Source organism: Pseudomonas sp. NPDC087690, from assembly GCF_044743175.1.
In the GTDB taxonomy this organism is placed as follows: domain Bacteria; phylum Pseudomonadota; class Gammaproteobacteria; order Pseudomonadales; family Pseudomonadaceae; genus Aquipseudomonas.
On sequence record NZ_JBIUVX010000006.1, the window covers coordinates 53,732 to 77,530 of the forward strand.

Sequence of the window (23,799 nt, forward strand, 5' to 3'; positions counted from 1 at the left end):
CACGCTTTTTTCTTATTGCACCTGCTCGGTTACCGCTGGCTCGAACGGATAGATCCGGCGCCATTCGGACGCCATGTCGACCACGGTCCAGCCACGGGAATTTGCTTCGTCGAGGGCCTTGTCGAGCCGGCCGATATCGGATTTGCGGTCATAGGCCCACTCGCGTTTGGCGTCGGTGTGGTGCACCAGGCCCATGAAGCGTTTACCGGAACCGGCGGCCGTCCACTGGAGCATCTGCAGGTCGCCGTCGGAGTTGCCGAAGGCGAGGATCGGCCGTTTGCCGATCACTGCGTCGATGCTTTCCGGTTTGCCGGGGCCGTCGTCGTTGTGCGCCAGTTTCGGTGTGCGCACGATCGAGGCCTGGCCGTCCTTGTATTGAAACGAAGTGATGAACGTGGTGCCGATCACCTGCTCCGGCGGAATGCCGTAGACCTTCTCGGCGAAGGCACGCATGAAACCGGTGTCGCCGCCGGAGACGATGTAGGTCTTGAAGTCCTGTTTGCGCAGGTAGTCGAGCATTTCCAGCATCGGCTGGAAGATCATCTCGGTATAGGGCTTGCCGGTTTTTGGATGGCGCGCCTGGCTCAGCCAGGTCTTGGCGTAGTCATCGAAGGCTTCAGTGGTCATGCCGGTGTGCGTTGCGCCGACGATCTTCAGCAGGCCATCCATGCCCGACGCCGCGAGGGCTTTGTGATCGTTTTCCAGCACGGCTTTGAACGGTTGGGTGGTCTTCCATTCCGGGTGCTGCGCGGCGGTACGCTTGATCTCATCGAAGGCGAACAGCAATTCGAAATAGGCCGGTTGTTCACTCCACAACGTGCCGTCGTTGTCGAACACGGCGATGCGGTCGCCCGGTTTGACGAAATCCTTGCTGGACTGGTCGGTTACGGTCTGCACGAATTCGATAATGCTCTTCTTTGCCGGGCCGTCATTCCACGACGGCAGCGGCTCGTTGGCCTGGGCCAGCAGCGGCAGGGCGAGGCCAAACAACAAGGCCAGGGCGAATCGTTGGCGGTGCAGTAGCGCAATCGTCATGGGAAATCCTTCTCGTGAACGGGGTTGAGCGGGCGCAGGGCCGAGGCCGGTTTTGCCTGTTGCTGTTCGGCCTGACTGTGAAGCGTAGTCAATGATTCGCGCAGGTGAACGAGTGTTTGTCCGGTGCTCGGTTGGCGACCGTAAAGCCCGCGTAACAGGCCTTGCAGGCGTGGGCCGGCATTGACCAGTTTCAGCCCCAGGCGACTGCGCCGCAGCCACAGGTACAGCGCCGTCAATTGCGCCGGACTGGCCTGCAGTTGGCTATTGATTTGTTGCCAGGCGAAAGCAGGGGATTGCTGCCAGGCCCGTTGCTGCGCTTGCCGGCGTGCTTGCCACTGTTGCCTGGCGCGGATGAACGCAGGACGCAGCAGATAAACGGCGGCAACGACTGCGGCAATCAGCGTCAGCCACAACAGCCAGCGCGTGGAGAAACGCAGGTGATTCTGGCCCAGTCGCTGAAGGTCTTCGCTGATCGAAAACACCGGTTTGTAGGCAGTGCCGGCCGCTGCTTCGAAGGTCACCGCCGGCACTTGCGCGATGCGCGGTTGGCGAGTGCTGGCGTCCCACCATTTCACCTCAACGGCCGGCAGGGTGTGCGAGCCGGCCTTGTCGATGCGGTAGGTGACGCTGTCGATGCGTTGACCGCCGAGAATGTCACCGCGACCGTCATCCAGTGCAGTGACTTGCGGAGTTTTCGCATAGCGGCTTAGCCCGGGGATATCACTCAACGTTGGAATCGGCAGAGCCATGGCCAGTGCGCCGTCCGCTTGCAGGGTCAGTTGGCGGGTGATGCTGTCGCCGACTTTCAAGGGGGTCGCCGAGTTTGTGACGGTCTGGGTGAAACGCAATCCACTGGCCACCAGCGGTGTTTCCCCGGGTTTGAAACCGGGCGTTTGTGCCACGCTGAACTGCACCGGTTGGCTTTGCGCACTGATTTCTGTCGTGGCTTGGCCGGGTGTCGCGCGCACGGTCAGAGAAGGGATATCAAACGTGCGCGCAACGTTCGGGGTGATCAGGTAGCTGTAGCGCAAACCGCTGAAAGCCTGGCCGTCGATGGTTTGATTAAGGTGTTGGGCTTGCCCGCCCGGCGGCATGACCAGCGCGCCATCGAGTTTCAGGTCGGGCAGGGTGGCGGCGCTGGTGAACCAGGTGTCGGTGAGGACATCGACTTGCAGTTCGACCAGTCCGCCGACCATCGCGCCTTCGGCGGGCTGCAGGTGGGCCTGGACTTTGAGTTGGGGTTCGGGTTCGGCAGCAAAAGCATTGAGGCTTAGCAGACTGGCCAGGAACCAGAAGCCGACTCTTGTAGTGATCAATCTGGCCCCATCGCTGGCAAGCCAGCTCCCACAGGGTTTTATGGTGTTCACAAAATCGGTGATAACACCGGAGTTCCCTGTGGGAGCTGGCTTGCCAGCGATGGCGGTAGTAGGGGTTAGGCGGTTCATGGCCTGGCTCCCTGCTGATCCTGCAAGCTGAACTTCTGCCTGAGAAACTTCGCCGGCGAGGTGGTCAGGTTCTGCAGCCACAAAGCATCGGACGCAGCCTGTTCAGTCTCGACCTTTTTGCTCTGACCCTTACCCGGTGCCTTGTCGAATTTCACCTCGTCGGGTTTGGTTTCCGGGGCGTTTTTCTCGGCGCTCTCGGTGTCCTTCAGCAAGGCTTGCGCCAGCGCCAGGTTGGCCGTGGCTTCGGGAAACTGCGGTTGCAACTTCAAGGCCTGGGTATAGGCGGCGATGGCTTGATCGAACTTGAAGCGCCGCACATAAATATTGCCCAGATAGAAGTACGCCTGCGGCGTGTCCAGCCGTGCGAATGTCGCCAGCGCCAGGTCGTAATCGGCCGCGTGATACGCCGCCACACCCTTCCAGTACGGATCGACAAACAGCGCCGCTGCTTGCGGCAGATGCTCATGTTCGAACGCCCAGCGACCTTGCTGGTCGCGGGTGAAGAAGGCGTCGGTCAGGGCGTTGGCCTGTGCTGGTGCTGCTGGCCAGCTCAATCCAGCCGCCAGCGCCAGCGCGGGCATCCAGTTGACGCTCCAGCCCTTGCGCACATTGCACAGCGCCAACAGCAACAACGGCCAGCACAGCCAGTAACCGGCGTCTTTCCAGTGCAATTCGCGCTGTTCGGCGCTGGCGCTCTGGAAGTGTTGCTGCGCGTGCAGTTCAATCCAGTCGAGGTCATCGTCATTGAGCGTCAGGCTGCCCAGCGGCGCAGCGACGGCGGAGGCCAGTTGCTTGATTGCCGCCTGATCGAAGCTGCCCAGCGCCGGGCGGCCGTTGGCATCGGTGCGCGGCTGGCCGCTGGCGTCGTGAATGATGCCGCCGTCCTCATTGCCGACGGCCAGTACCAGCACTTGCAACGGACTGTCGCCCAAACGTTTATCGAGGCCGTCGAGTTGCGAGGTGTCGGCACCGTCGGTGATCAACAACAGACTGCCCGGAGTCTTCTCGGCGCTGAGCAAGCGTTTCGCCTGATCGATCACCGCGCCGACGTCTTTGCCCGGTTTGTCGATCAGCCCGCTGCCCAAGGCTTGAATGAACGTGTCGAGCAGCGCCGGATCGTCGGTGGGCGGCAACACCAGATGCGCGCTGCCGGCGTAGGCGATCAGAGCAGTGCGGGCGCCGGCGCGGCGCTGGATCAGGTCGTGCAGTTTGTGTTTCGCCGCTTCCAGGCGAGTCGGCTGCACATCGCTGGCGTCCATCGACGGCGACAGATCGACGGCGACAATCAGCGGCGCGCGGTTCTCGAGAAAGTCTGGTCGATCCTGTTCCCAGGTCGGCCCGGCGGCCGCGACTGCGCCGACGATCAACAGTGCGCACAGCAGGTGCACCGGGCGCAGGCGCTGATGGTCTTGCGGGGTGATCAGCAAATGCGGCAACAGGTGCTCGGCGATATTGCCGCGCAGGCGTCGTTGCAGGTCGCGACCGCGACGCCAGAGCAACGGCAGCGCGGCGCCGAACAGTGCAAGGAGCAGCCATAGCGGGCGCAGGAAATGGAAGTCGCTGAGGTTGATCTCCATCTCAGGCCTCCTGTCGCTGACGGGCAAACGCCAGGCGCACACGCAGCAGCGCGCCAAGGTGATACAGCGCCAACAGCGCAACTGCCGCGCCCAGCGGCCAGTAGAACAATTCGCGTTGCGGTTGATGGCTGAGGGTTTTCACTTGATGCGGGGTCAGTCGATCGAGGGTGCTGTAGACCTGATCCAGCGCGTTGCGGTCTTCGGCGCGGAAGAACTGGCCGCCGGTGGTTTTGGCAATCTGCTCCAGCGCCGACAGGTTGACCTTGGCTTCGCCGGATGCACTCGGGTCGCCGATACCGATGGTGTGAATGATCACGCCTTTGTTGGCGGCCATTTCGGCGGCGTGATCCGGAGTGATCGCGCTGCTGGTGTCGTTACCATCGGTGAGCAAGATGAGGACTTTTTCCTGTTCGTGGGCCTTGTCGAGCAGCTTCAGGCTCAGGCCGATCGCGTCGCCGATCGCGGTGTTGGGCCCGGCCATGCCGATACCGGTGTCCGCCAGCAACAGCGACAGGCTGGCGTGATCGAGGGTCAGCGGCGCCTGCGGGTAGGCGCCGCTGCCGAAGACGATCAGGCCGAGACGGTCGTCCTTGCGCTTATCGATGAAGCCTTGCACGACTTCTTTGACGGCAGCGAGGCGATTGATTTTTTCACCGTTGGCGTTGCTGAAGTCTTCGGTTTCCATCGACTGCGAAAGGTCGATGGCGAGCATCAGGTCGCGCACCGGTTGTTGCCTCTCGATGGGCTTTTCGACGAATACCGGACGGGCAGCAGCCAACAGGATCAGTGCCCAGACCAGCACATTGAGCAGCAACTGCCAGGTGTTGCGCCGACTGCCGACGTTGCTCGGTGCTTCACCGACTGCGCGACTCATGGCGCTGAAAAACGGCACGCGCACTGCGCTGCGCGCTTCGTTGTAGGCGGGCAGGTATCGGTAGGCCAGCCAGGGGAGCGGCAGCAGCAACAACAGCCAGGGGTAATCAAGCTGCCACATGGTGATGCTCCATCCAGTATTGGCAGGTCTCGAACAGTGCCTGACGCTGCGGCGCGGGGAGGGCGCGCAGGGTTTCGTCGGGGGCGTAGGCGAGTTGTGCGAGTTGCGCGCCGAAGTTTGCCGGCAGCGGTTTCTTGCTGTGGCGCTGCAGAAAGCCTTGCCAATCCTCCTTCCCCAGCGCCGCAGGACCCTGTAGGAGTGAGCCTGCTCGCGATGGCGTCCGGTCAGTCGATGCATGTGTTGAACGTGATGACGCTATCGCGAGCAGGCTCACTCCTACAGAGATCGGGTTCCAGTTTGGGGATTGTGTGGGCATCGAGAGCGCCACGCGCTTGAGCAGTTCCGGCAATTCGCGCAAGGCATTGAGGTCATCGCCGCGTTCACGCAATTGCGCCAGACGCGCAAGGCCCTCACGCCGATAAGCGTCCCTGCGCCATTGCCAATAACGCCGAATGCCGATCAACAACGCGGCCAATATCAGCAGGGCAAGCAACACCCACCAACCCCACGTCTGCGGCGCATAACTGACCGGCGCAGGCAGGCCCAGCTCCTTAAGCTGTTCGATGCTGGGGATCTGCGGATTCACCTCCGTGCCCCGGCACTTTTACCCAGCTCGGCGCGCAGTTGGGCATGGGCTTCTTCTGCGGTGCTGATCATCATCAGCGGTACCTGACTGCGGCGCAGCAGGGTGGCGACGTCCTGGAGCCGCCCGCTGAGAAAGTCCCCCAGCGGCTGATGCACATTGCGTTTCTCGATGGCCAATTCAACCTGCAACTCGCCTTGGGTGACCAGCAAGCGACCGTTAGTCGGCAGCTTCAAGGCCAGCGGATCATAAACTTGCAGCGCAATCACATCGTTGTGCGCCGACAGTTGCCGCATCAGTTGCAAGGTACGCTCGCCAGCCCCGGCGAAGTCACTGACGATGCAGATCAGGTGGTCGTGCCCGGCCAGCGCGAGACAGCGCTGCAAGACTTTGTCCAGTTGATCCTCATCCTCGGCGTCACGGTTGCCGGCGTTCAAGGCGCGGTTCTGTTCGGCAATGCGGCTGAGCAGCGCTTCGACGCGCTTGCGGCTGCGCAGTGGGGCAATGCTGTCGATGCGTTGATCGTTGAACACCAGCCCGCCGACCCGGTCGCCGGCGTGGAACACCATCCACGCCGCGAGTGCGGCGAGTTCGGCAGCCACGGCGGATTTGAAGCTGCGTTGCGAGCCAAAGAACATCGACATGCGTTGATCGACCACGAGCAGCGCCGGCCGATCGCGCTCTTCGGTGAAGGTGCGCACCACCGGTTTGCCGGTGCGCAGCGAGGCGCGCCAGTCGAGGTGACGCAAATCATCGCCTGGCTGATAGCGGCGCAGTTCGTCGAAGTTCAAGCCACGGCCGCGCAAGCGCGAGGCGTGATTGCCGGCAAGGATGCTGCCTTGCGGCTGGCGGGCGAGAAAACTCAGGTCACGGGCCTTGAACTCCAGCGCCATCAGTTGCGCGAGAGAGACGTAGACCAGGCCTTCATCGTTCATGCCGGAATCGCCACTTTATCGAGAATCCGGTCCAGCACCTGATCGGCGCTGACACCGTCCGCCACCGCGTCATAGCTCAGTTGCAGACGATGGCGCAGCACCGGATGCACCACGGCGCGCACGTTGTCCGGCGAAACGAAATCCTGGCCCTGCAACCACGCATCGGCACGCGCACAACGATCCAGACCGATGCCGCCACGCGGGCTGGCGCCGATGCTGATCCAGCGCGCGAGGTCTTCGTCATAGTCGGCAGGGTGGCGGGTAGCGTTGATCAGGTCGATCAGGTAGCTGTCGATGGCCGGCGACACGTGCACGGCGCTGACCTCTTTGCGCGCCGCGAAGATCACATCCTGCGCGAGGCTGAAACCCTTGATGGGTGTGGTGCTCGCACCTTGAGCGAATTCTTCGTTGCGCAACAGGCGCAGCACCTGGCTCTCGTTTTCCGCGCTCGGGTAATCGAGCAGGACTTTCATCAGAAAGCGATCCATCTGCGCTTCCGGCAGCGGGTAAGTGCCTTCCTGCTCGATCGGGTTTTGCGTCGCCACCACGATGAATAATTCGGGCAATGCATGGCTGTTACCGGCGACGGTGATCTGCCGCTCCTCCATGGCTTCGAGCAACGCCGCCTGCACTTTGGCGGGGGCGCGGTTGATCTCGTCGGCGAGAATCAGATTGCCGAACAGCGGGCCGGGCTGGAAGCGGATTTCATTCTTGCCTTCGACCTGATGCAGCACCTCGGCGCCGGTGATGTCCGAGGGCAGCAAGTCCGGGGTGAACTGGATGCGGCTCATCTTCGCGTCGAGGTGTTTGGCCAGTGCTTTGACCGTGCGGGTCTTGGCCAGCCCCGGCAGACTTTCCAGCAGCAAGTGACCGTTGGCCAACAGGCCGAGGAGGATTTGGCGGATCACCTGATCCTGGCCGAGTACGGCTTCGGCGATGCTGGCTTGCAGGGCATTGAGGTCGGTAAGTGCGGTCATGGCAGCAGTCCTTTGTGTCCGGTCTAGAAAAACGCCAGGGTCAGGTTGACGCTGAAGCCGTTGCCCTCGGGGCGATTCTTGGTGTCGAATTCCGGCACCCAGCGGGCGCTGATGTTGGCTTGGGCATCGGCGAATTTGCCGGTCCAGCCGAGCACCGGACCAGCGCCCACAGAACGTCCGCGATAGCCGTTGAACGTGTTGGCGGTCTGGCCTTTGTCGTCGGTCAGTTGCTGGATATAACCGGCGGCAACGCCGGCATTCCAGCCTTCGCCAAACCCGAGGGTCCACAGGGCATCGAGGCGGAAGATGTTGCCGTTGCGGTAATCGGTGGCGTCGTTTTCGGTGTAGCGCTCGAAAGCGCTCATGAGGCTGAATTCGCCGCCCTTGCCATCCAGATGAGTGAACGCCACGGTCGGCATGAACGTGTAGTTGTTCTGTCCCGGGTTGGCCAGGCGATCCTTGTTGTAGGCACCGGTTGGCACGTAGATCGGCAGCGAAAACGAGATGTGGTTCAGCTCATCGAAGTGGTAGCCGGCGGCAATCGGCGTGATCAAGGCGTCGGCGAATTGTGTGCCGGAATCGCTGTCGCCCAGCGTGCGGCCGCGCGGGCCGGAGATACTCGCTTTGATGTCGGTGTACTGCACCGGCACGCCGATCGCCGAGGCGTAGTTCCAGCGACCCTTGCCGGTGTCCCAGACGTGGGTGAAGTTGCCCATGGTGTAGGAGACTTTCATGTCGATCCCGCCACTGACGGCACCGGAAATCGGCGCGCCGGAACTGCCCTTGAGCGAGCCGTCGTACCAGATGCTGGTCAGCGACATGACCCAGCCCGGTTCGGGCGGGACTATCCCGGCGTTGGAAAACACCTGCTGGCCGGTGATCGGTCGGCCAACGCCACCCTCTGCTGCGTAAAGCAGAGGACTGCCGATCATGCACAGCGCCAGCAATGGGCGCACTACGTTGGGCTTGATCATCAAAAACTCCGCTTATTGTTTTGAATTGATCGGGTTGAGCAACGGCATTTTCCATTCACCACTGGCGACTTCCGGTGTTGGCATATCAAGGCGAACAATCTCCTGTGCCGACCCGTTTGGCGTCGTGGGGCATTTGGGTTGCTGGGCGCCGACACCACAGCTGACAAACATGATCATCAGGCCGTATCCAGTGGTTTTGAAAATAGCGTGCATGGCGTTTTCCTTATTTGCCGAATGTCACGTTGATGCCGGTGTACACGACGAACTGCGGCAGCCCGTCGCCCTTGCGGTCGACCGTCCACTGCGGCTCGACGAAAGCGTTGAGGATGTTGCTGCCGGACTTCCAGGCTTTGCCGACACCCAGACCGAGCGGGATGTAGTGCGTGTCGTTTTTCAGGTCGAAAGTCCAGGTGCCGGTAGAGCGCAGATACCAGCCTTTTTCCAGGTTATGGATGATGAACGGCTGCATGGTGGCGCTCTCGACGTGCGGGCGATCGTTGTCGCCGGCAAACGAACTCTGGTACTGCACCAGAGCGCCGAGCAACCCGCGCGGCGAAGCGTCGATGGCCACCGCTGCCAGACCGCCTTGCCATTTGCCGGTACCGAGTTCGTCCTGTTCAGCCGTCGGTGCGGTGATCAACGGGCCAATGCCCAACTGCACGCCGTCGGTTTTCAGAATGAAGATATCGAACAGGTTCAGATCGCCGATGCCGGTGCTGTATCCGTTATGCGGGTCTGGGCGGGTGCTGATCGGCAGCGTCGCACGGACCAGTTGCGGCACGCCGATCAAATCGTTCGGCGCGATCGGCAGGGTGCCGCGCAGCAACACGTCATTGCTGTGCGCATTGCTGTCGTAGAGTTTGGGGGTGTAGTAATCCTGCAGATTGGCGCCCGGTGCGACGTTCAACGGGTTGTTGCTCTTGTTCGAGTCCTCGGCGTTATCCGCCTGTGCCGCACACGCAGCCGCCAGCGAACTCGCCAGAAAAAGAGTCTTCCCCACTCGATTGAACATCATCCCCGATTCCCTGGTGGCTTTTGGATAACTTGGCACTTCGCGGCCGTTACTGCGTAATCCCTTTCTTATCAAGCCTGTAGGACACGTCTGAATGACGCTAGCAGCTAATCGGGAGTTAGCCAGCCGAATGGATTAATTCTTTGGTTTTGTGTACGGGTTAACAATCGAGTTGTGTACTGGATGGCCTGCGACCGTTAGTCGGTAATGCTCGGCACCTGTCAGAGTTGACAGTTGTTCAGCGAGGATGAATGTCGCTTGATGTTGAGGGAACCACTGCTGACTGGTGGTGAAGAGAAGGCTTCAATAAGGGGATGGATGTGGCGACGGGAACGGTGATCTTCTACAATGTTGCTCAATATTCCGGATTTATCAAGCAGGATGAAACAGGAGAGCTTGTGTACTTTAGTGCCAAGGATATTGGTTTGGACATCTACTTACTGGTCAATCAGAATTCAAGAGTTGAATTTGAAAAAGTCGAGTGCCCCATGGATAAAGGTAAAAAAACCTGGCGTTGCGATAGTCTCAAGTTGATCTAAGGCTTACTGCTTTGTCTGTGATGCCAGAGACTGCGATCGTTTGCTTATGTTTTGAAGATCAAAAGATCGCAGCCTGCGGCAGCTCCTACCTGTGTAGTGTTCAGCTATTTTTCTTGGCTTGTTCGCGAACGCGTTCTTCCTGCGCACGTGCTTCGGGGGTGAACTCGGCGCCGAAGTCTTCGGCAGAAAATATCTGACGGATTTCAATTTCCGAATCGCCGGGCATCGGGTTCGGGCAGCGCTTGACCCATTCGATGGCTTCTTCTTTTGATTTCACTTCCCAGATCCAGTAACCCGCAACCAGTTCTTTGGTCTCGATGAACGGCCCGTCGATGACCGTGCGTTTATCACCGGAGAAGCGTACGCGGGCGCCTTTGCTGCTCGGGTGCAGGCCATCGGCGTCGATGAGAATGCCGGCTTTGACCAGTTCTTCGTTGAAGTTGCCCATGGCGGTGATCAGTTCTTGATTGATCGTTCCCACGCTCTGCGTGGGAATGCAGCCCCTGACGCTCTGCGTCAAATTCGCAATTTGGAACGCGGAGCGTCCCGAGAGGCATTCCCACGCAGAGCGTGGGAACGATCAAGATCCGCTCTATGCCCGAGTGATCGATTCTGTAGCTGTCGAATGAAACGAGGCTGTGATCTTTTGACTTTGCTTTTCAAGATCAAAAGATCGCAGCCTGCGGCAGCTCCTACAGGGAGGAGTTGGTTTAGCCGTTTTTCTTGGCTTGTTCGCGAACGCGTTCTTCCTGCGCACGTGCTTCGGGGGTGAACTCGGCGCCGAAGTCTTCTGCAGAAAATATCTGGCGGATTTCAATATCGGACTCGCCCGGCATCGGGTTAGGGCAGCGCTTGACCCATTCGATGGCTTCTTCTTTTGATTTCACTTCCCAGATCCAGTAACCCGCCACCAGTTCTTTGGTCTCGATGAACGGCCCGTCGATGACCGTGCGTTTGTCACCGGAGAAGCGTACGCGGGCGCCTTTGCTGCTCGGGTGCAGGCCATCGGCGTCGATGAGAATGCCGGCTTTGACCAGTTCTTCGTTGAAGTTGCCCATGGCGGTGATCAGCTCTTCGCTGGGCATGATGCCGGCTTCCGAGTCGACGCTGGCTTTGACAAGGATCATGAAGCGCATGGCGGTTACTCCGTGGATTGTGGGGATTCGTTGTTTAGTCGAACGGGCCAGCGGTGAATCGACAGAGTCTCTGAATAAAAGACCAGTAACACTGCAGAATCCAATGTGGGAGCGAGCCTGCTCGCGAAGGCGCTGGATCAGTCAGCATAAATGTTGAATGTGACGACCTCTTCGCGAGCAGGCTCGCTCCCACATTGGAATAGCGGTGGTTTTGTATACAATTTTTCGCGCAGGCACCCAACAATTTCCAAACAGGGCATAGGTCGTCGGACAATTTCGTGGTTAACTTCGGCCTCTTGCATGCTTTCCAATCAAAACATCAGAAGGACTCAAGTCATGGCTCAAGTCACCCTCAAAGGCAATCCGGTTCAAGTCAACGGCCAGTTGCCACAAGCCGGTTCCAAGGCGCCAGCCTTTTCTCTGGTTGCCGGCAATCTGTCCGACGTCACCCTGAAAGACTTTGCCGGCAAGCGCAAAGTGCTGAACATCTTCCCAAGCGTTGACACCCCGACTTGCGCTACCTCCGTGCGCAAGTTCAACGCTCAGGCCAATGACATCAGCAACACCGTGGTGCTGTGCATCTCCGCTGACCTGCCGTTCGCCCAGGCACGCTTCTGCGGCGCCGAAGGTCTGGAAAACGTCCAGAACCTGTCGACCCTGCGCGGTGCCGAGTTCATCGAGAACTACGGCGTGGCCATCGCTGACGGCCCGCTGAAAGGCCTGACCGCTCGCGCCGTCGTGGTTCTGGACGAAAACGACAACGTCCTGCACAGCGAACTGGTCAAGGAAATCGCTGAAGAGCCTAACTACGAAGCGGCACTGTCCGTTCTCAAGTAAGCGCTTTTACAATTGTTAACGGCCTGGCCCTGTCCAGGCCGTTTTCATTTGTGTATCAGTGTTTTGCCTCACACCTTGAAACGTAAGGTGTAAGTAAATTGCCGGTAAAGCTGCTTTGCTAATTCCCCATCAGTGCTTATCGTTCAGCCTCCCGTAATAGAAGCCCACGCGCCCAATGGTTAATCACTCCATGCAATCGTCCCCCCGTAACTCCCGTCGCTGGCTGATCAGCCTGCTTGTCCTGTTGGTGATCGCCGTTCTGTGCTGGAAATTCTGGCCGGCCGGTTCAGCCCACAAGGAGGGCGCTGACAAGGCTGCTGCCGGGCATGCCGGACGTTCGGGGATGATGCGGCCGGGCTTCGGTGGCGGCACCGGGCCGATTCCGGTGCGGGTGGCGCCGGCGGTCACCGGCGACTTTCCGCTGTACTACAAGGCGCTGGGTACGGTGACCGCGCTCAACACCATCAATGTGCGCAGCCGTGTGGGCGGCGAGCTGGTCAAGATCAATTTCGAAGAAGGCCAGATGGTCAAGGCTGGTGACCTGCTGGCCGAGATCGACCCGCGTCCCTACCAGAACGCCTTGCTGCAGGCCGAAGGCACCTTGCTGCAAAATCAGGCACAGTTGAAAAACGCGCAGGTCGACGTCGAGCGTTATCGCGGTCTGTTCAAAGAGGACAGCATCGCCAAACAGACGCTGGACACCGCCGAAGCGCTGGTCGGTCAGTATCTGGGCACGGTCAAGACCAATCAGGCGGCGGTCAATGACGCCAAACTCAATCTGGAATTCACCAAGATCCGCGCGCCGATTGCCGGCCGTGTCGGTCTGCGCCAGATTGACGTCGGCAACCTCGTCACCGCCAACGACACCACGTTCCTCGCGGTTATTACTCAGACACAACCGATCAGCGTCGCTTTCACCTTGCCGGAAAACAGCCTCGAAACAGTGCTCGCCCGCTATCGTAGCGGCGCCAAGCTGCCGGCCGAAGCGTGGGATCGCGGCGACACCAAACTGCAGGCCACTGGTGTTTTGCAAAGCCTCGACAACCAGATCGACGTCGCCACTGGCACCCTGAAATTCAAGGCCCGCTACGAAAACCGCGATCAGGCGCTGTTCCCCAACCAGTTCGTCAACGTGCACTTGCTGGCTGACACGCTGAAAGGCGTGGTGCTGGCGCCTTCGGCGGCCATCCAGTTCGGCACCAACGGTACCTTCGTTTATGCGCTGGACGGCGACAAGAAAGTCACCATTCGCCAGTTGAAGATCGGCGCCAGCGATGGCGAAAACACCGTCATCACCGAAGGTCTGGCCGCTGGCGACCGCGTGGTGCTGGAAGGCACCGACCGCCTGAAAGAGGGCAGTGAAGTGGAAGTGGTCAACGACAGCAATCAAGTGCCGACCACCCCGACCGAACACCTGCAAGGCAAATCCGCCGCCAACGCACCGGATGCTGCGGTCACTGACAAGGCCAAGAAGGGCGCATGAACATTTCGCGGCTGTTCATCCTCCGACCGGTAGCCACCACCCTGAGCATGCTGGCCATTGTTCTGGCCGGCCTGATCGCTTATCGCTTGCTGCCGGTGTCGGCACTGCCACAGGTCGATTACCCGACCATCCGCGTCATGACCCTGTATCCCGGCGCCAGCCCGGATGTGATGACCAGTGCTGTAACTGCGCCACTCGAGCGCCAGTTCGGGCAGATGCCGGGCCTGACGCAAATGGCCTCGACCAGCTCCGGCGGCGCGTCGGTGCTGACCCTGCGTTTCAGTCTCGATATCAACATGGACGTCGCCGAACAGCAGGTGCAAGCCGCGATCAACGCCGCGACCAATCTGCTGCCGACCGATTTGCCAGCGCCGCCGGTGTACAACAAGGTCAACCCGGCAGACACCCCGGTACTGACCCTGGCGATCACCTCGAAAACCATGCTGTTGCCCAAACTCAATGATCTGGTCGATACGCGCATGGCGCAGAAAATCGCCCAGATCAGCGGTGTTGGCATGGTCAGCATTGCCGGCGGTCAACGTCAGGCCGTGCGCATCAAGGTCAACCCGGAAGCGTTGGCCGCCAACAGCCTGAACCTGTCGGACGTGCGCACCTTGATCGGCGCTTCCAACGTCAATCAGCCGAAAGGCAACTTCGACGGCCCGACCCGAGTGTCGATGCTCGACGCCAACGACCAGCTGACCTCGCCCGAGGATTACGCCAACCTGATCCTCGCCTACAAGAACGGCGCGCCGTTGCGGCTCAAGGACGTGGCGGAAATCGTCGATGGCGCCGAGAACGAGCGTCTCGCGGCGTGGGCCAACCAGAATCAGGCGGTATTGCTGAACATCCAGCGTCAGCCGGGTGCCAACGTCATCGAAGTGGTTGACCGCATCAAGGCACTGCTGCCGAGCATCACCGACAACCTGCCGGCCGGCCTCGATGTCACCGTGCTGACCGACCGCACGCAGACCATCCGCGCCTCGGTCACTGACGTGCAGCACGAATTGCTCATCGCCATCGCCCTGGTGGTGATGGTGACCTTCCTGTTCCTGCGCCGCGCCAGTGCGACGCTCATTCCGTCTGTGGCCGTGCCACTGTCGCTGATTGGCACCTTCGGCGTGATGTACCTGGCCGGGTTCTCGGTCAATAACCTGACCCTGATGGCGCTGACTATTGCCACCGGTTTTGTGGTCGACGATGCCATCGTCATGCTCGAGAACATCGCGCGCTTCATCGAAGAGGGCGACAGCCCGATGCAGGCCGCGCTCAAAGGCGCCAAGCAGATCGGTTTCACCCTGATTTCCCTGACCCTGTCGCTGATCGCAGTACTGATTCCGCTGCTGTTCATGGCGGACGTGGTCGGGCGGTTGTTCCGCGAGTTCGCCATCACCCTGGCCGTGGCAATCCTGATTTCCCTGGTGGTCTCGCTGACCCTGACGCCGATGATGTGCGCACGTTTGCTCAAACGTGAACCCGAGGAACATGAACAGGGCCGTTTCTACCGAGCCAGCGGCGCTGTCATCGACTGGATGATCGCCGAGTACGGTCGGATGCTGCGCTGGGTACTCAAGCACCAGCCACTGACCTTGCTGGTGGCCATCGGTACGCTGGCATTGACCGTGTTCCTCTATATGGTCGTGCCGAAGGGCTTCTTTCCGGTGCAGGACACCGGGGTGATTCAGGGCATTTCCGAGGCGCCGCAGTCGATTTCCTTTGCCGCCATGGGTGAGCGTCAACAGGAACTGGCGAAAATCATTCTCGAAGATCCGGCGGTGCAGAGCCTGTCGTCCTACATCGGTGTCGACGGCGACAACGCCACGCTCAACAGCGGCCGTTTGCTGATCAACCTCAAGCCCCATGGCGATCGTGATCTGACCGCTACTGAGGTGATTGCGCGCCTGCAACCACAACTGGACAAACTGGTCGGCATCCGCCTGTTCATGCAGCCGGTGCAGGACCTGACCATTGAAGACCGCGTCAGTCGCACGCAATACCAGTTCAGCATGTCTTCGCCGGACTCCGAATTGCTCAGCCAGTGGAGCGGCCGACTGGTCGAAGCGCTGGCCCAGCGTCCGGAACTGACCGACGTTGCCAGTGATTTGCAGGACAAGGGTTTGCAGGTGTATCTGGTGATCGACCGCGATGCCGCTTCCCGCCTTGGCGTCTCAGTGGCGAATATCACCGATGCGCTGTACGACGCTTTCGGCCAGCGCCAGATCTCGACGATTTACACCCAGGCCAGCCAGTACCGCGTGGTGCTGCAAGCTCAGGCCGGGGAAAAGATCGGCCCGCAGGCGCTGGACCAGATTCACGTCAAGACCACCGACGGCGCACAGGTACGCCTGTCGAGTCTGGCCCATGTGGAAGAACGTCAGGCGCAACTGGCGATTACCCATATCGGCCAGTTCCCGGCAGTGATGATGTCGTTCAACCTGGCGCCCGGTGTAGCGTTGGGGCATGCGGTCGATGTCATCGAACAAGTGCAGAAAGACATCGGCATGCCGGTCGGCGTACAAACCCAGTTCCAGGGCGCGGCGGAAGCCTTCCAGGCCTCGCTGTCGAGCACCTTGCTGCTGATTCTGGCGGCGGTGGTGACCATGTACATCGTGCTCGGCGTGCTGTACGAGAGCTACATTCACCCGATCACCATTCTCTCGACCTTGCCGTCGGCGGCAGTTGGCGCCTTGCTAGCGTTGCTGCTCAGTGGCAACGATCTGGGCATGATCGCGATCATCGGCATCATTCTGCTGATCGGTATCGTCAAGAAGAACGCGATCATGATGATCGACTTCGCCCTCGATGCTGAACGCACCCAAGGCATGGCGCCGGAGCAGGCGATCTATCAGGCGGCGCTGCTGCGCTTCCGGCCGATTCTGATGACCACCCTGGCGGCGCTGTTTGGTGCGGTGCCGTTGATGCTCGCCACCGGTTCCGGGGCTGAACTGCGTCAGCCGTTGGGTCTGGTGATGGTCGGTGGTCTGCTGGTGAGCCAAGTGCTGACGCTGTTCACCACACCGGTGATCTACCTGTATTTCGACCGCCTCGGTCGGCGCTTTGGCAAGACCAATGCGGATGCCGAAGAGGTCTCGGTATGACTGTCCGTACACATAACCCCTGTAGGAGTGAGCCTGCTCGCGATGAGGCCGGCACATTCAATATCAGTGGAGGCAGACACACCGCTATCGCGAGCAGGCTCACTCCTACAGGGGATGGGTGTGAAGTCGGGGTTTGTGGTCAATGAACCTCTCCGGTCCTTTCATCAAACGCCCAGTCGCGACGATGCTCCTGAGCCTGGCGATCATGCTGCTCGGCGGTGTCAGCTTCGGCCTGCTGCCAGTGGCGCCGCTGCCGCAAATGGATTTTCCGGTGATCGTTGTGCAGGCGAGCCTGCCCGGTGCCAGTCCGGAGGTCATGGCGTCCACCGTGGCCACGCCGCTGGAGCGCTCATTCGGCGCGATCGCCGGCGTCAACACCATGAGCAGCCGTTCCAGTCAGGGTTCGACCCGGGTCATTCTGCAATTTGATCTCGACCGCGACATCAACGGCGCCGCGCGGGAAGTGCAGGCGGCGATCAACGCTTCACGCAATCTGCTGCCAAGCGGTATGCGCAGCATGCCGACCTATAAAAAGGTCAACCCGTCGCAGGCGCCGATCATGGTGCTGTCGCTGACCTCCGATGTTCTGGAAAAAGGCCAGCTCTACGATCTGGCCTCGACCATTCTGTCCCAGAGCCTGTCGCAAGTGCAGGGTGTCGGTGAAGTGCAGATCGGCGGCAGTTCGCTGCCGGCTGTGCGCATCGAACTCGAACCGCAGGCGCTGAACCAGTACGGAGTGGCGCTCGACGATGTGCGCAAGACCATCGCCGATGCCAACGTGCGCCGGCCAAAAGGTTCGGTCGAGGACGGTCAGCGCTTGTGGCAGATCCAGGCCAATGATCAGTTGGAAAAAGCCAAGGATTACGAATCGCTGATCATCCACTACGCCGACGGTGCCGCGTTGCGTCTGAAGGACGTGGCCAAGGTCAGCGACGGTGTCGAGGACCGCTACAACAGCGGCTTCTTCAACGATGACGCCGCCGTGCTGCTGGTGATCAATCGCCAGGCCGGTGCCAACATCATCGAGACGGTCAACGAGATCAAGGCGCAGTTGCCGGCCCTGCAAGCGGTGTTGCCGGCCAGCGTGAAGCTGAATCTGGCCATGGACCGCTCGCCGGTGATCAAGGCGACACTGCATGAAGCCGAGATGACCTTGCTGATCGCCGTGGCACTGGTGATTCTGGTGGTGTTCCTGTTCCTCGGTAATTTCCGCGCTTCGCTGATTCCTACCCTGGCCGTACCGGTGTCGCTGGTCGGCACCTTTGCGGTGATGTACCTCTATGGTTTTTCGTTGAACAACCTGTCGCTGATGGCGCTGATTCTGGCCACCGGTCTGGTGGTGGACGATGCCATTGTGGTGCTGGAGAACATTTCCCGGCACATCGACGAGGGCGTCAAACCGATGCAGGCCGCGTACCTCGGGGCCAAGGAAGTCGGTTTCACCTTGCTGTCGATGAACGTTTCGCTGGTGGCGGTGTTCCTGTCGATCCTGTTCATGGGCGGGATTGTCGAAAGCCTGTTCCGCGAGTTTTCCATCACCCTGGCGGCGGCCATTGTCGTCTCGCTGGTGGTTTCGCTTACGCTGACACCGATGCTCTGCGCCCGTTGGCTCAAGCCGCACACGCCGGGGCAGGAGAACCGTCTGCAACGCTGGAGCCGCCGCACCAACGACTGGATGGTTGGCAAATACGCCAGCAGCCTCGACTGGGTGTTGCGCCATCGTCGTCTGACCTTGCTCAGTCTGCTGATCACCGTTGGCGTCAACGTCGCGCTGTACGTGGTGGTGCCGAAAACCTTCATGCCGCAGCAGGACACCGGCCAGTTGATCGGTTTCGTGCGCGGTGACGATGGTCTTTCGTTCAGCGTGATGCAGCCGAAAATGGAAATCTTCCGCCGTGCCGTGCTCAAGGACGAAGCAGTGGAAAGCGTCGCCGGGTTCATCGGTGGCAGCAACGGCACCAATAACGCCTTCATGCTGGTACGTCTGAAGCCGATCAAGGAACGTCAGCTCAATGCGCAAAAGGTCATCGAACGCCTGCGCAAGGAAATGCCCAAGGTCCCCGGTGCGCAATTGATGCTGATGGCGGATCAGGATCTGCAGTTTGGCGGCGGCCGCGAGCAGACCACGTCGCAGTACAGCTACATCCTGCAAAGTGGTGATCTGGGTGAGTTGCGCAAGTGGTATCCAAAAGTGGTTGCTGCGTTACGTGCGTTGCCCGAACTGACCGCGATCGATGCCCGTGAAGGCAAGGGCGCGCAGCAAGTGACGTTGATCGTCGACCGCGATCAGGCCAAACGCCTCGGTGTCGACATGGACATGGTTACCTCGGTGTTGAACAACGCCTACAGCCAGCGGCAGATTTCGACGATCTATGACAGCCTCAACCAGTATCAAGTGGTGATGGAGGTCAATCCGAAATACGCCCAGGACCCGGTGACGCTCAAGCAGGTGCAGGTGATCACCGCTGACGGTGCGCGGGTGCCGCTGTCGACCTTCGCTCATTACGAAAACAGCCTGGAGGACGACCGCGTCAGCCACGAAGGCCAGTTTGCCTCCGAAGACATTTCCTTCGACATGGCCGAAGGCGTGACGGTGGAGCAGGGCAGTGCCGCCATCGAGCGGGCGATTGCCAAGCTCGGCCTGCCAGAAGACGTCATCGCGAAAATGGCCGGCACCGCCGACGCCTTCGCCGCGACGCAGAAGAGCCAGCCATTCATGATTCTCGGCGCGCTGCTGGCGGTGTATCTGGTGTTGGGCGTGCTGTATGAAAGCTACATCCACCCGCTGACGATCCTGTCGACCCTGCCGTCGGCCGGGGTCGGCGCGTTGCTGTCGATCTATGCGCTGGGCGGCGAGTTCAGTCTGATTTCGTTGCTCGGGCTGTTCCTGCTGATTGGCGTGGTGAAGAAAAACGCCATTCTGATGATCGACCTCGCGCTGCAACTGGAACGTCATCAGGGCCTGTCGCCGCTGGAGTCGATTCGCAGTGCCTGCCTGCAGCGTCTGCGGCCGATTCTGATGACCACGCTGGCGGCGATTCTCGGTGCCTTGCCGTTGCTGCTGAGCCGGGCCGAAGGCGCGGAAATGCGCCAGCCGTTGGGCCTGACCATCATCGGCGGGCTGATTTTCAGCCAGGTGCTGACGCTCTACACCACGCCTGTGGTTTACCTCTATCTCGACAAGCTGCGCCATCGTTTCAACAAATGGCGTGGCGTGCGTACTGACGCCGCTCTGGAAACTCCGCTATGACTGACCGTTCGCTTTTCAATCTGGCCACTGTTCGCGGCTCGCGTCTGCTGAGCCTGTCACTGTGCGTGGCGATGCTCAGTGCCTGCGCCGTCGGCCCGGACTACCAGCGTCCGCAGACCGCTGAAATTGCCCAGTACAAGGAGGCCGAAGGCTGGACCCAGGCCAACCCGAGCGATTCGCTGGCCCGAGGTGCCTGGTGGGAGCTGTATGGCGATCAACAGCTCAACGGGCTGATCGAAAAACTAAACAGCTCCAACCAGACCGTCGCGCAATCGGAAGCACAGTTTCGTCAGGCCCAAGCCTTGGTGCGCAGCGCACGCGGGGCGTTCTATCCGAGTGTCGACCTCAGCGTGGGCAAGACCCGTTCCAGCCAGGGCACCGGCAGCAGCAGTTCGAGTCTGAGCAGTTCCTCCAGTGGCATCCGCGACACTTATAACGCCGAACTGGGTGTCAGTTGGGAAGCGGACGTGTGGGGCAAGCTGCGCCGTGGACTGGAAGCCGATGAGGCCAGCGCCCAGGCCAGTTTTGCCGATCTGGCCGCCATGCGCCTGAGCCAGCAATCGGAACTGGTACAAAACTACCTGCAACTGCGCGTGATCGATCAGCAAAAACGCCTGCTCGAGGCCACGGTTGCCGCTTACGAACGCTCGCTGAAAATGACTCAAAACCAATACCGCGCCGGCGTTTCCGGGCGCGATGCGGTCGCCCAGGCGCAGACGCAACTGAAAAGCACCCAGGCCGATCTCGTCGACCTGATCTGGCAGCGCGCGCAATTCGAAAATGCGATTGCCGTGCTGACCGGGCAAGCGCCGGCGGATTTCAACATTGCCGAAGTGCAGACCATTCCGAAGCTGCCGCAGGTGCCGTTGAGCCTGCCATCACAGTTGCTGGAGCGGCGCCCGGACATTGCTTCGGCGGAGCGCTCGGTGATTGCGGCCAACGCCAACATCGGCGTGGCCAAAGCGGCGTATTACCCGGATCTGAGTCTGAGCCTGAGCGGTGGCTACAGCAGCAGTACCTCGCAGAACCTGATCAGCCTGCCAAACCGCTTCTGGTCGGTAGGGCCGAAACTGGCGCTGCCGCTGTTCGACGGCGGCATTCGTTCGGCGGAAGTCGATCGCACGGAAGCGGTGTACGACCAGACCGTGGCCAAGTACCGCCAGACCGTGCTCGACGGTTTCCGCGAGGTGGAAAATTATCTGGTACAGCTCAAGGTCTATGAGGACGAAGCGGCGGTGCGCCAGGAAGCCCTCGATGCTGCCCGCGACTCCCTGCGCCTGACGGAAAACCAGTACAAGGCCGGGCTGATTGCCTACATCGATGTGGTGGTGGTGCAAGCCACGGCGTTGAGCAACGAGCGCAGCGTGCTGAACATTCTGCAAAGCCGCTTGATTGCCAGCGTGCAATTGATTGCGGCGCTGGGCGGTGGCTGGGACGGGCAGCTGGATGTCAGCGATAACACCCGCTGAAGGTTGGCTTCACTGATCGTTCCCACGCTCCGCGTGGGAACGCCTCAACGGACGCTCCGCGTTCGGCTTTGAAGGGACGCGGAGCGTCCCGGGCTGCATTCCCACGCGGAGCGTGGGAACGATCAAATCGGAGGACGTATTCGCGAGCAGGCTCGCTCACACAGTGAGTTGCGCAAGCTGCAGAAAGGCCCACTCCAGAGCCTTGTCGGACGATCGAACAAGCGTTTCATCGGCTTGATGGCCATTTGATTACTTTGTCAGTGCGTTCTTCTGTGCAATCAGTACAATCGCCGCATTTGCCCGACCGGGAATGGACGCAATCCGCGTTGGGTGGCCACGAGAAATCCCATGCTCATCGGTAGTTATTCCTCCACCCTGGTTTTCATTTCGTTGTGCGTGGCGATTCTCGCTTCCTACACCGCACTCGACCTTACCGGCCGCATTGCCACGGCCAAGGGCCGGGCGGTGCATTTCTGGACCGCCGGTGGTGCGTTTGCCATGGGCATCGGCGTCTGGTCGATGCACTTCATTGGCATGCTGGCCTTCAAACTGCCGATCGATCTGGGCTATGACATCACCCTGACGGCGCTTTCGCTGCTCATCGCGGTGTTGTCCTGCGGGTTCGCCTTGTGGCTGGTCAGCCAGCCGAAGCTGCCGATTCTGCAACTTGCGTTCGGCGCGCTGATCATGGGCGCCGGCATCAGTGCCATGCATTACACCGGCATGGCGGCGATGCGCATGACCCCGGGGATCGACTACGACCCGACGCTGTTTGGCGCCTCATTGCTGATTGCGGTCGGTGCGTCGGCGGCGGCGCTGTGGATCGCCTTCCGCTTGCGTCAGCACTCTCCCTATGTGCGGCTGATCCGTGGTGGCGCAGCGATCATCATGGGCATCGCCATCGTTGGCATGCACTACACCGGTATGGCTGCCGCGCAATTTCCCGACGGCAGCTTCTGCGGTGCGACGATCAATGGCCTCAAAGGCAACGGCCTCGACAGTCTGGTGTTGATCACTACGCTGGCAGTGCTGTCGATTGCCTTGCTGACCTCGATTCTCGACGCGCGCCTCGAAGCGCGCACCGCCGATCTCGCGCACTCGTTGACCGTGGCCAACCGCGAACTCACCCAACTGGCCCTGCACGACACCCTGACCGGTTTGCCGAACCGCATGCTGCTGGACGATCGCATTAATCAGGCAATGAAAAAGGTCCATGAGCAGGGCGGCTGTTTTGCCTTGATGTTCATCGATCTGGACGGCTTCAAACCGGTTAACGATGCGTTTGGTCATCACATGGGCGATCAGTTGTTGCGCGAAGTCGGTGTGCGTCTGCGTGAAGATTTGCGCAGCCTCGACACTCTCGCGCGGATCGGCGGCGATGAGTTCGTCCTGCTGGTGCGTCTGACTGAGCCGAACGACGCGCTGGGGCTGGCGGCACGCCAGGTCGGCTTGATTGCGCAATCGTTCCGCGTCGCCGAGCATGACTTGCAGATCTCCGCCAGCGTCGGCATCGCCCTGTATCCGGGCAATGGCCAGAACGCCCAGGAACTGCTGATGAACGCCGACGCAGCGATGTACCACGCCAAGGGCGGCGGCAAAAACGGCTACAGCTTTTTCGACGCATCGATGAACACCAACGCGCGCAAGCAATTGCAGTTGTTGCAGGATCTGCGTGCGGCGCTGGAACACAGCCAGTTCAGCTTGCATTACCAACCCAAGTTCGACGCCGCCAATGGCCGTCCGGTCGGCGCTGAAGCGCTGTTGCGTTGGCAGCATCCCGTCCACGGCATGCTGATGCCGGACAAGTTCATCGAACTGGCCGAGAAAACCGGTCTGATCATTCCCATCGGTGAATGGGTGCTCAACGAAGCGTGCCGGCAGATGCGCGAGTGGTACGTGCTCGGTTACACCGATTGGCGCATTGCGGTGAATCTGTCGGCGTTGCAGTTCTGCCACACCGGTTTGGTCCGTAGCGTGGCCAAGGCCTTGGCCACTCACCACTTGCCGGCCAACAGCCTGACCCTGGAAATCACCGAAACCACGGCCATGAGCGATGCCGATGCGAGCATGACGGTATTGCAGGAGTTGTCGGACATGGGCGTCGACCTGTCGATTGACGACTTCGGCACCGGTTATTCCAGCCTGATGTACCTCAAGCGGCTGCCGGCCAATGAGCTGAAGATCGATCGTGGGTTTGTGCGCGATCTGGAGCATGACAGTGACGATGCGGCGATTGTCTCGGCGATCGTTGCGTTGGGCCAGGCGTTGGGGTTGCGCATTGTCGCTGAAGGCGTGGAAACCGGAGTGCAGCAGGAGTTTCTGACGCAGTTGGGGTGTGATTCGTTGCAGGGGTATCTGCTGGGGCATCCGATGCCGGCGGAGAAATTCATGCAGGATATTGCACGGGGTGAGCAGTTGGCGGTGGTCTGATCGACTGCGTTATCGTTCTTCGCGA

At 60.5% G+C, this 23,799-nt stretch carries 19 protein-coding genes; 7 read left to right on the plus strand and 12 right to left on the minus strand.

All coding sequences use genetic code 11. The annotated features are described in order from the left end of the window. Window positions 1–12 precede the first annotated feature (12 nt). From ACIPIZ_RS10390 to ACIPIZ_RS10435, 10 genes are read right to left on the minus strand one after another with little or no spacing between them, the layout of a single operon-like run. A complete protein-coding gene (locus ACIPIZ_RS10390) occupies window positions 13–1,035 on the minus strand; it encodes an HAD family hydrolase (protein ID WP_122661340.1) in 1,023 nt (340 codons plus the stop codon). Then, window positions 1,032–2,480 (minus strand): hypothetical protein, encoded by a 1,449-nt coding sequence (locus ACIPIZ_RS10395; RefSeq protein ID WP_401165206.1) that lies wholly within the window; start codon window positions 2,478–2,480, stop codon window positions 1,032–1,034. The genes ACIPIZ_RS10390 and ACIPIZ_RS10395 overlap by 4 nt, the downstream gene beginning before the upstream one ends. Beyond that, entirely contained in the window at window positions 2,477–4,057 is a 1,581-nt protein-coding gene (locus ACIPIZ_RS10400) for a VWA domain-containing protein (RefSeq protein ID WP_401165207.1), read from the minus strand. Before ACIPIZ_RS10400 ends, ACIPIZ_RS10395 begins: the two co-directional genes overlap by 4 nt. A gap of 1 nt (window position 4,058) precedes the next feature. After that, window positions 4,059–5,051, minus strand: a complete 993-nt coding sequence (locus ACIPIZ_RS10405) for a VWA domain-containing protein (protein WP_253484234.1) — start codon at window positions 5,049–5,051, stop codon at window positions 4,059–4,061. Further along, complete coding sequence (locus ACIPIZ_RS10410; protein WP_401165209.1) at window positions 5,038–5,637, minus strand: DUF4381 domain-containing protein; 600 nt, start codon at window positions 5,635–5,637, stop codon at window positions 5,038–5,040. The genes ACIPIZ_RS10405 and ACIPIZ_RS10410 overlap by 14 nt, the downstream gene beginning before the upstream one ends. Next, window positions 5,634–6,569 carry a DUF58 domain-containing protein gene (locus ACIPIZ_RS10415; RefSeq protein WP_122855128.1) on the minus strand — a complete coding sequence of 312 codons (936 nt, stop codon included), beginning with the start codon at window positions 6,567–6,569 and terminating at the stop codon, window positions 5,634–5,636. The genes ACIPIZ_RS10410 and ACIPIZ_RS10415 overlap by 4 nt, the downstream gene beginning before the upstream one ends. After that, complete coding sequence (locus ACIPIZ_RS10420; RefSeq protein WP_064391064.1) at window positions 6,566–7,546, minus strand: MoxR family ATPase; 981 nt, start codon at window positions 7,544–7,546, stop codon at window positions 6,566–6,568. The genes ACIPIZ_RS10415 and ACIPIZ_RS10420 overlap by 4 nt, the downstream gene beginning before the upstream one ends. A 23-nt stretch (window positions 7,547–7,569) precedes the next feature. After that, complete coding sequence (locus ACIPIZ_RS10425; protein WP_064391065.1) at window positions 7,570–8,520, minus strand: transporter; 951 nt, start codon at window positions 8,518–8,520, stop codon at window positions 7,570–7,572. A 12-nt stretch (window positions 8,521–8,532) separates the two neighbouring features. Further along, on the minus strand, window positions 8,533–8,733 hold the full coding sequence (locus tag ACIPIZ_RS10430) for a hypothetical protein (RefSeq protein ID WP_401165211.1): 201 nt from the start codon (window positions 8,731–8,733) through the stop codon (window positions 8,533–8,535). A gap of 10 nt (window positions 8,734–8,743) precedes the next feature. Next, window positions 8,744–9,532, minus strand: a complete 789-nt coding sequence (locus tag ACIPIZ_RS10435; RefSeq protein WP_401165274.1) for a hypothetical protein — start codon at window positions 9,530–9,532, stop codon at window positions 8,744–8,746. Between the two features lie 314 nt (window positions 9,533–9,846). Here ACIPIZ_RS10435 and ACIPIZ_RS10440 point away from each other — a divergent pair, with 314 nt between their 5' ends. Then, window positions 9,847–10,071 (plus strand): cold-shock protein, encoded by a 225-nt coding sequence (locus ACIPIZ_RS10440; protein WP_064391067.1) that lies wholly within the window; start codon window positions 9,847–9,849, stop codon window positions 10,069–10,071. Window positions 10,072–10,171: 100 nt separating this feature from the next. Here the strand turns inward: ACIPIZ_RS10440 and ACIPIZ_RS10445 are convergent, their stop codons facing one another. Beyond that, a complete protein-coding gene (locus ACIPIZ_RS10445; protein ID WP_224790858.1) occupies window positions 10,172–10,552 on the minus strand; it encodes a YciI family protein in 381 nt (126 codons plus the stop codon). Window positions 10,553–10,781: 229 nt separating this feature from the next. Further along, on the minus strand, window positions 10,782–11,207 hold the full coding sequence (locus ACIPIZ_RS10450) for a YciI family protein (RefSeq protein ID WP_105708117.1): 426 nt from the start codon (window positions 11,205–11,207) through the stop codon (window positions 10,782–10,784). A gap of 336 nt (window positions 11,208–11,543) precedes the next feature. On the opposite strand from ACIPIZ_RS10450, the gene tpx reads away from it, so the two are divergent. The 6 genes from tpx (at window position 11,544) to ACIPIZ_RS10480 (ending at window position 23,774) form a co-directional block, all read left to right on the plus strand. Continuing rightward, window positions 11,544–12,044, plus strand: coding sequence for a thiol peroxidase (tpx, locus tag ACIPIZ_RS10455; protein ID WP_007955056.1), 501 nt, complete (start codon window positions 11,544–11,546; stop codon window positions 12,042–12,044). Between the two features lie 175 nt (window positions 12,045–12,219). Next, complete coding sequence (locus ACIPIZ_RS10460; RefSeq protein ID WP_064391069.1) at window positions 12,220–13,527, plus strand: MdtA/MuxA family multidrug efflux RND transporter periplasmic adaptor subunit; 1,308 nt, start codon at window positions 12,220–12,222, stop codon at window positions 13,525–13,527. Then, the gene (locus ACIPIZ_RS10465) at window positions 13,524–16,625 is read left to right on the plus strand and encodes an MdtB/MuxB family multidrug efflux RND transporter permease subunit (RefSeq protein WP_064391070.1); all 3,102 of its coding nucleotides are present in this window, start codon (window positions 13,524–13,526) and stop codon (window positions 16,623–16,625) included. Before ACIPIZ_RS10460 ends, ACIPIZ_RS10465 begins: the two co-directional genes overlap by 4 nt. A gap of 142 nt (window positions 16,626–16,767) precedes the next feature. After that, complete coding sequence (locus ACIPIZ_RS10470; RefSeq protein WP_150648663.1) at window positions 16,768–19,875, plus strand: efflux RND transporter permease subunit; 3,108 nt, start codon at window positions 16,768–16,770, stop codon at window positions 19,873–19,875. Beyond that, window positions 19,872–21,344, plus strand: a complete 1,473-nt coding sequence (locus tag ACIPIZ_RS10475; protein ID WP_064391072.1) for an efflux transporter outer membrane subunit — start codon at window positions 19,872–19,874, stop codon at window positions 21,342–21,344. Before ACIPIZ_RS10470 ends, ACIPIZ_RS10475 begins: the two co-directional genes overlap by 4 nt. A 348-nt stretch (window positions 21,345–21,692) precedes the next feature. Beyond that, window positions 21,693–23,774 carry a bifunctional diguanylate cyclase/phosphodiesterase gene (locus tag ACIPIZ_RS10480; protein WP_105708122.1) on the plus strand — a complete coding sequence of 694 codons (2,082 nt, stop codon included), beginning with the start codon at window positions 21,693–21,695 and terminating at the stop codon, window positions 23,772–23,774. The last annotated feature ends 25 nt before the right edge of the window (window positions 23,775–23,799 follow it).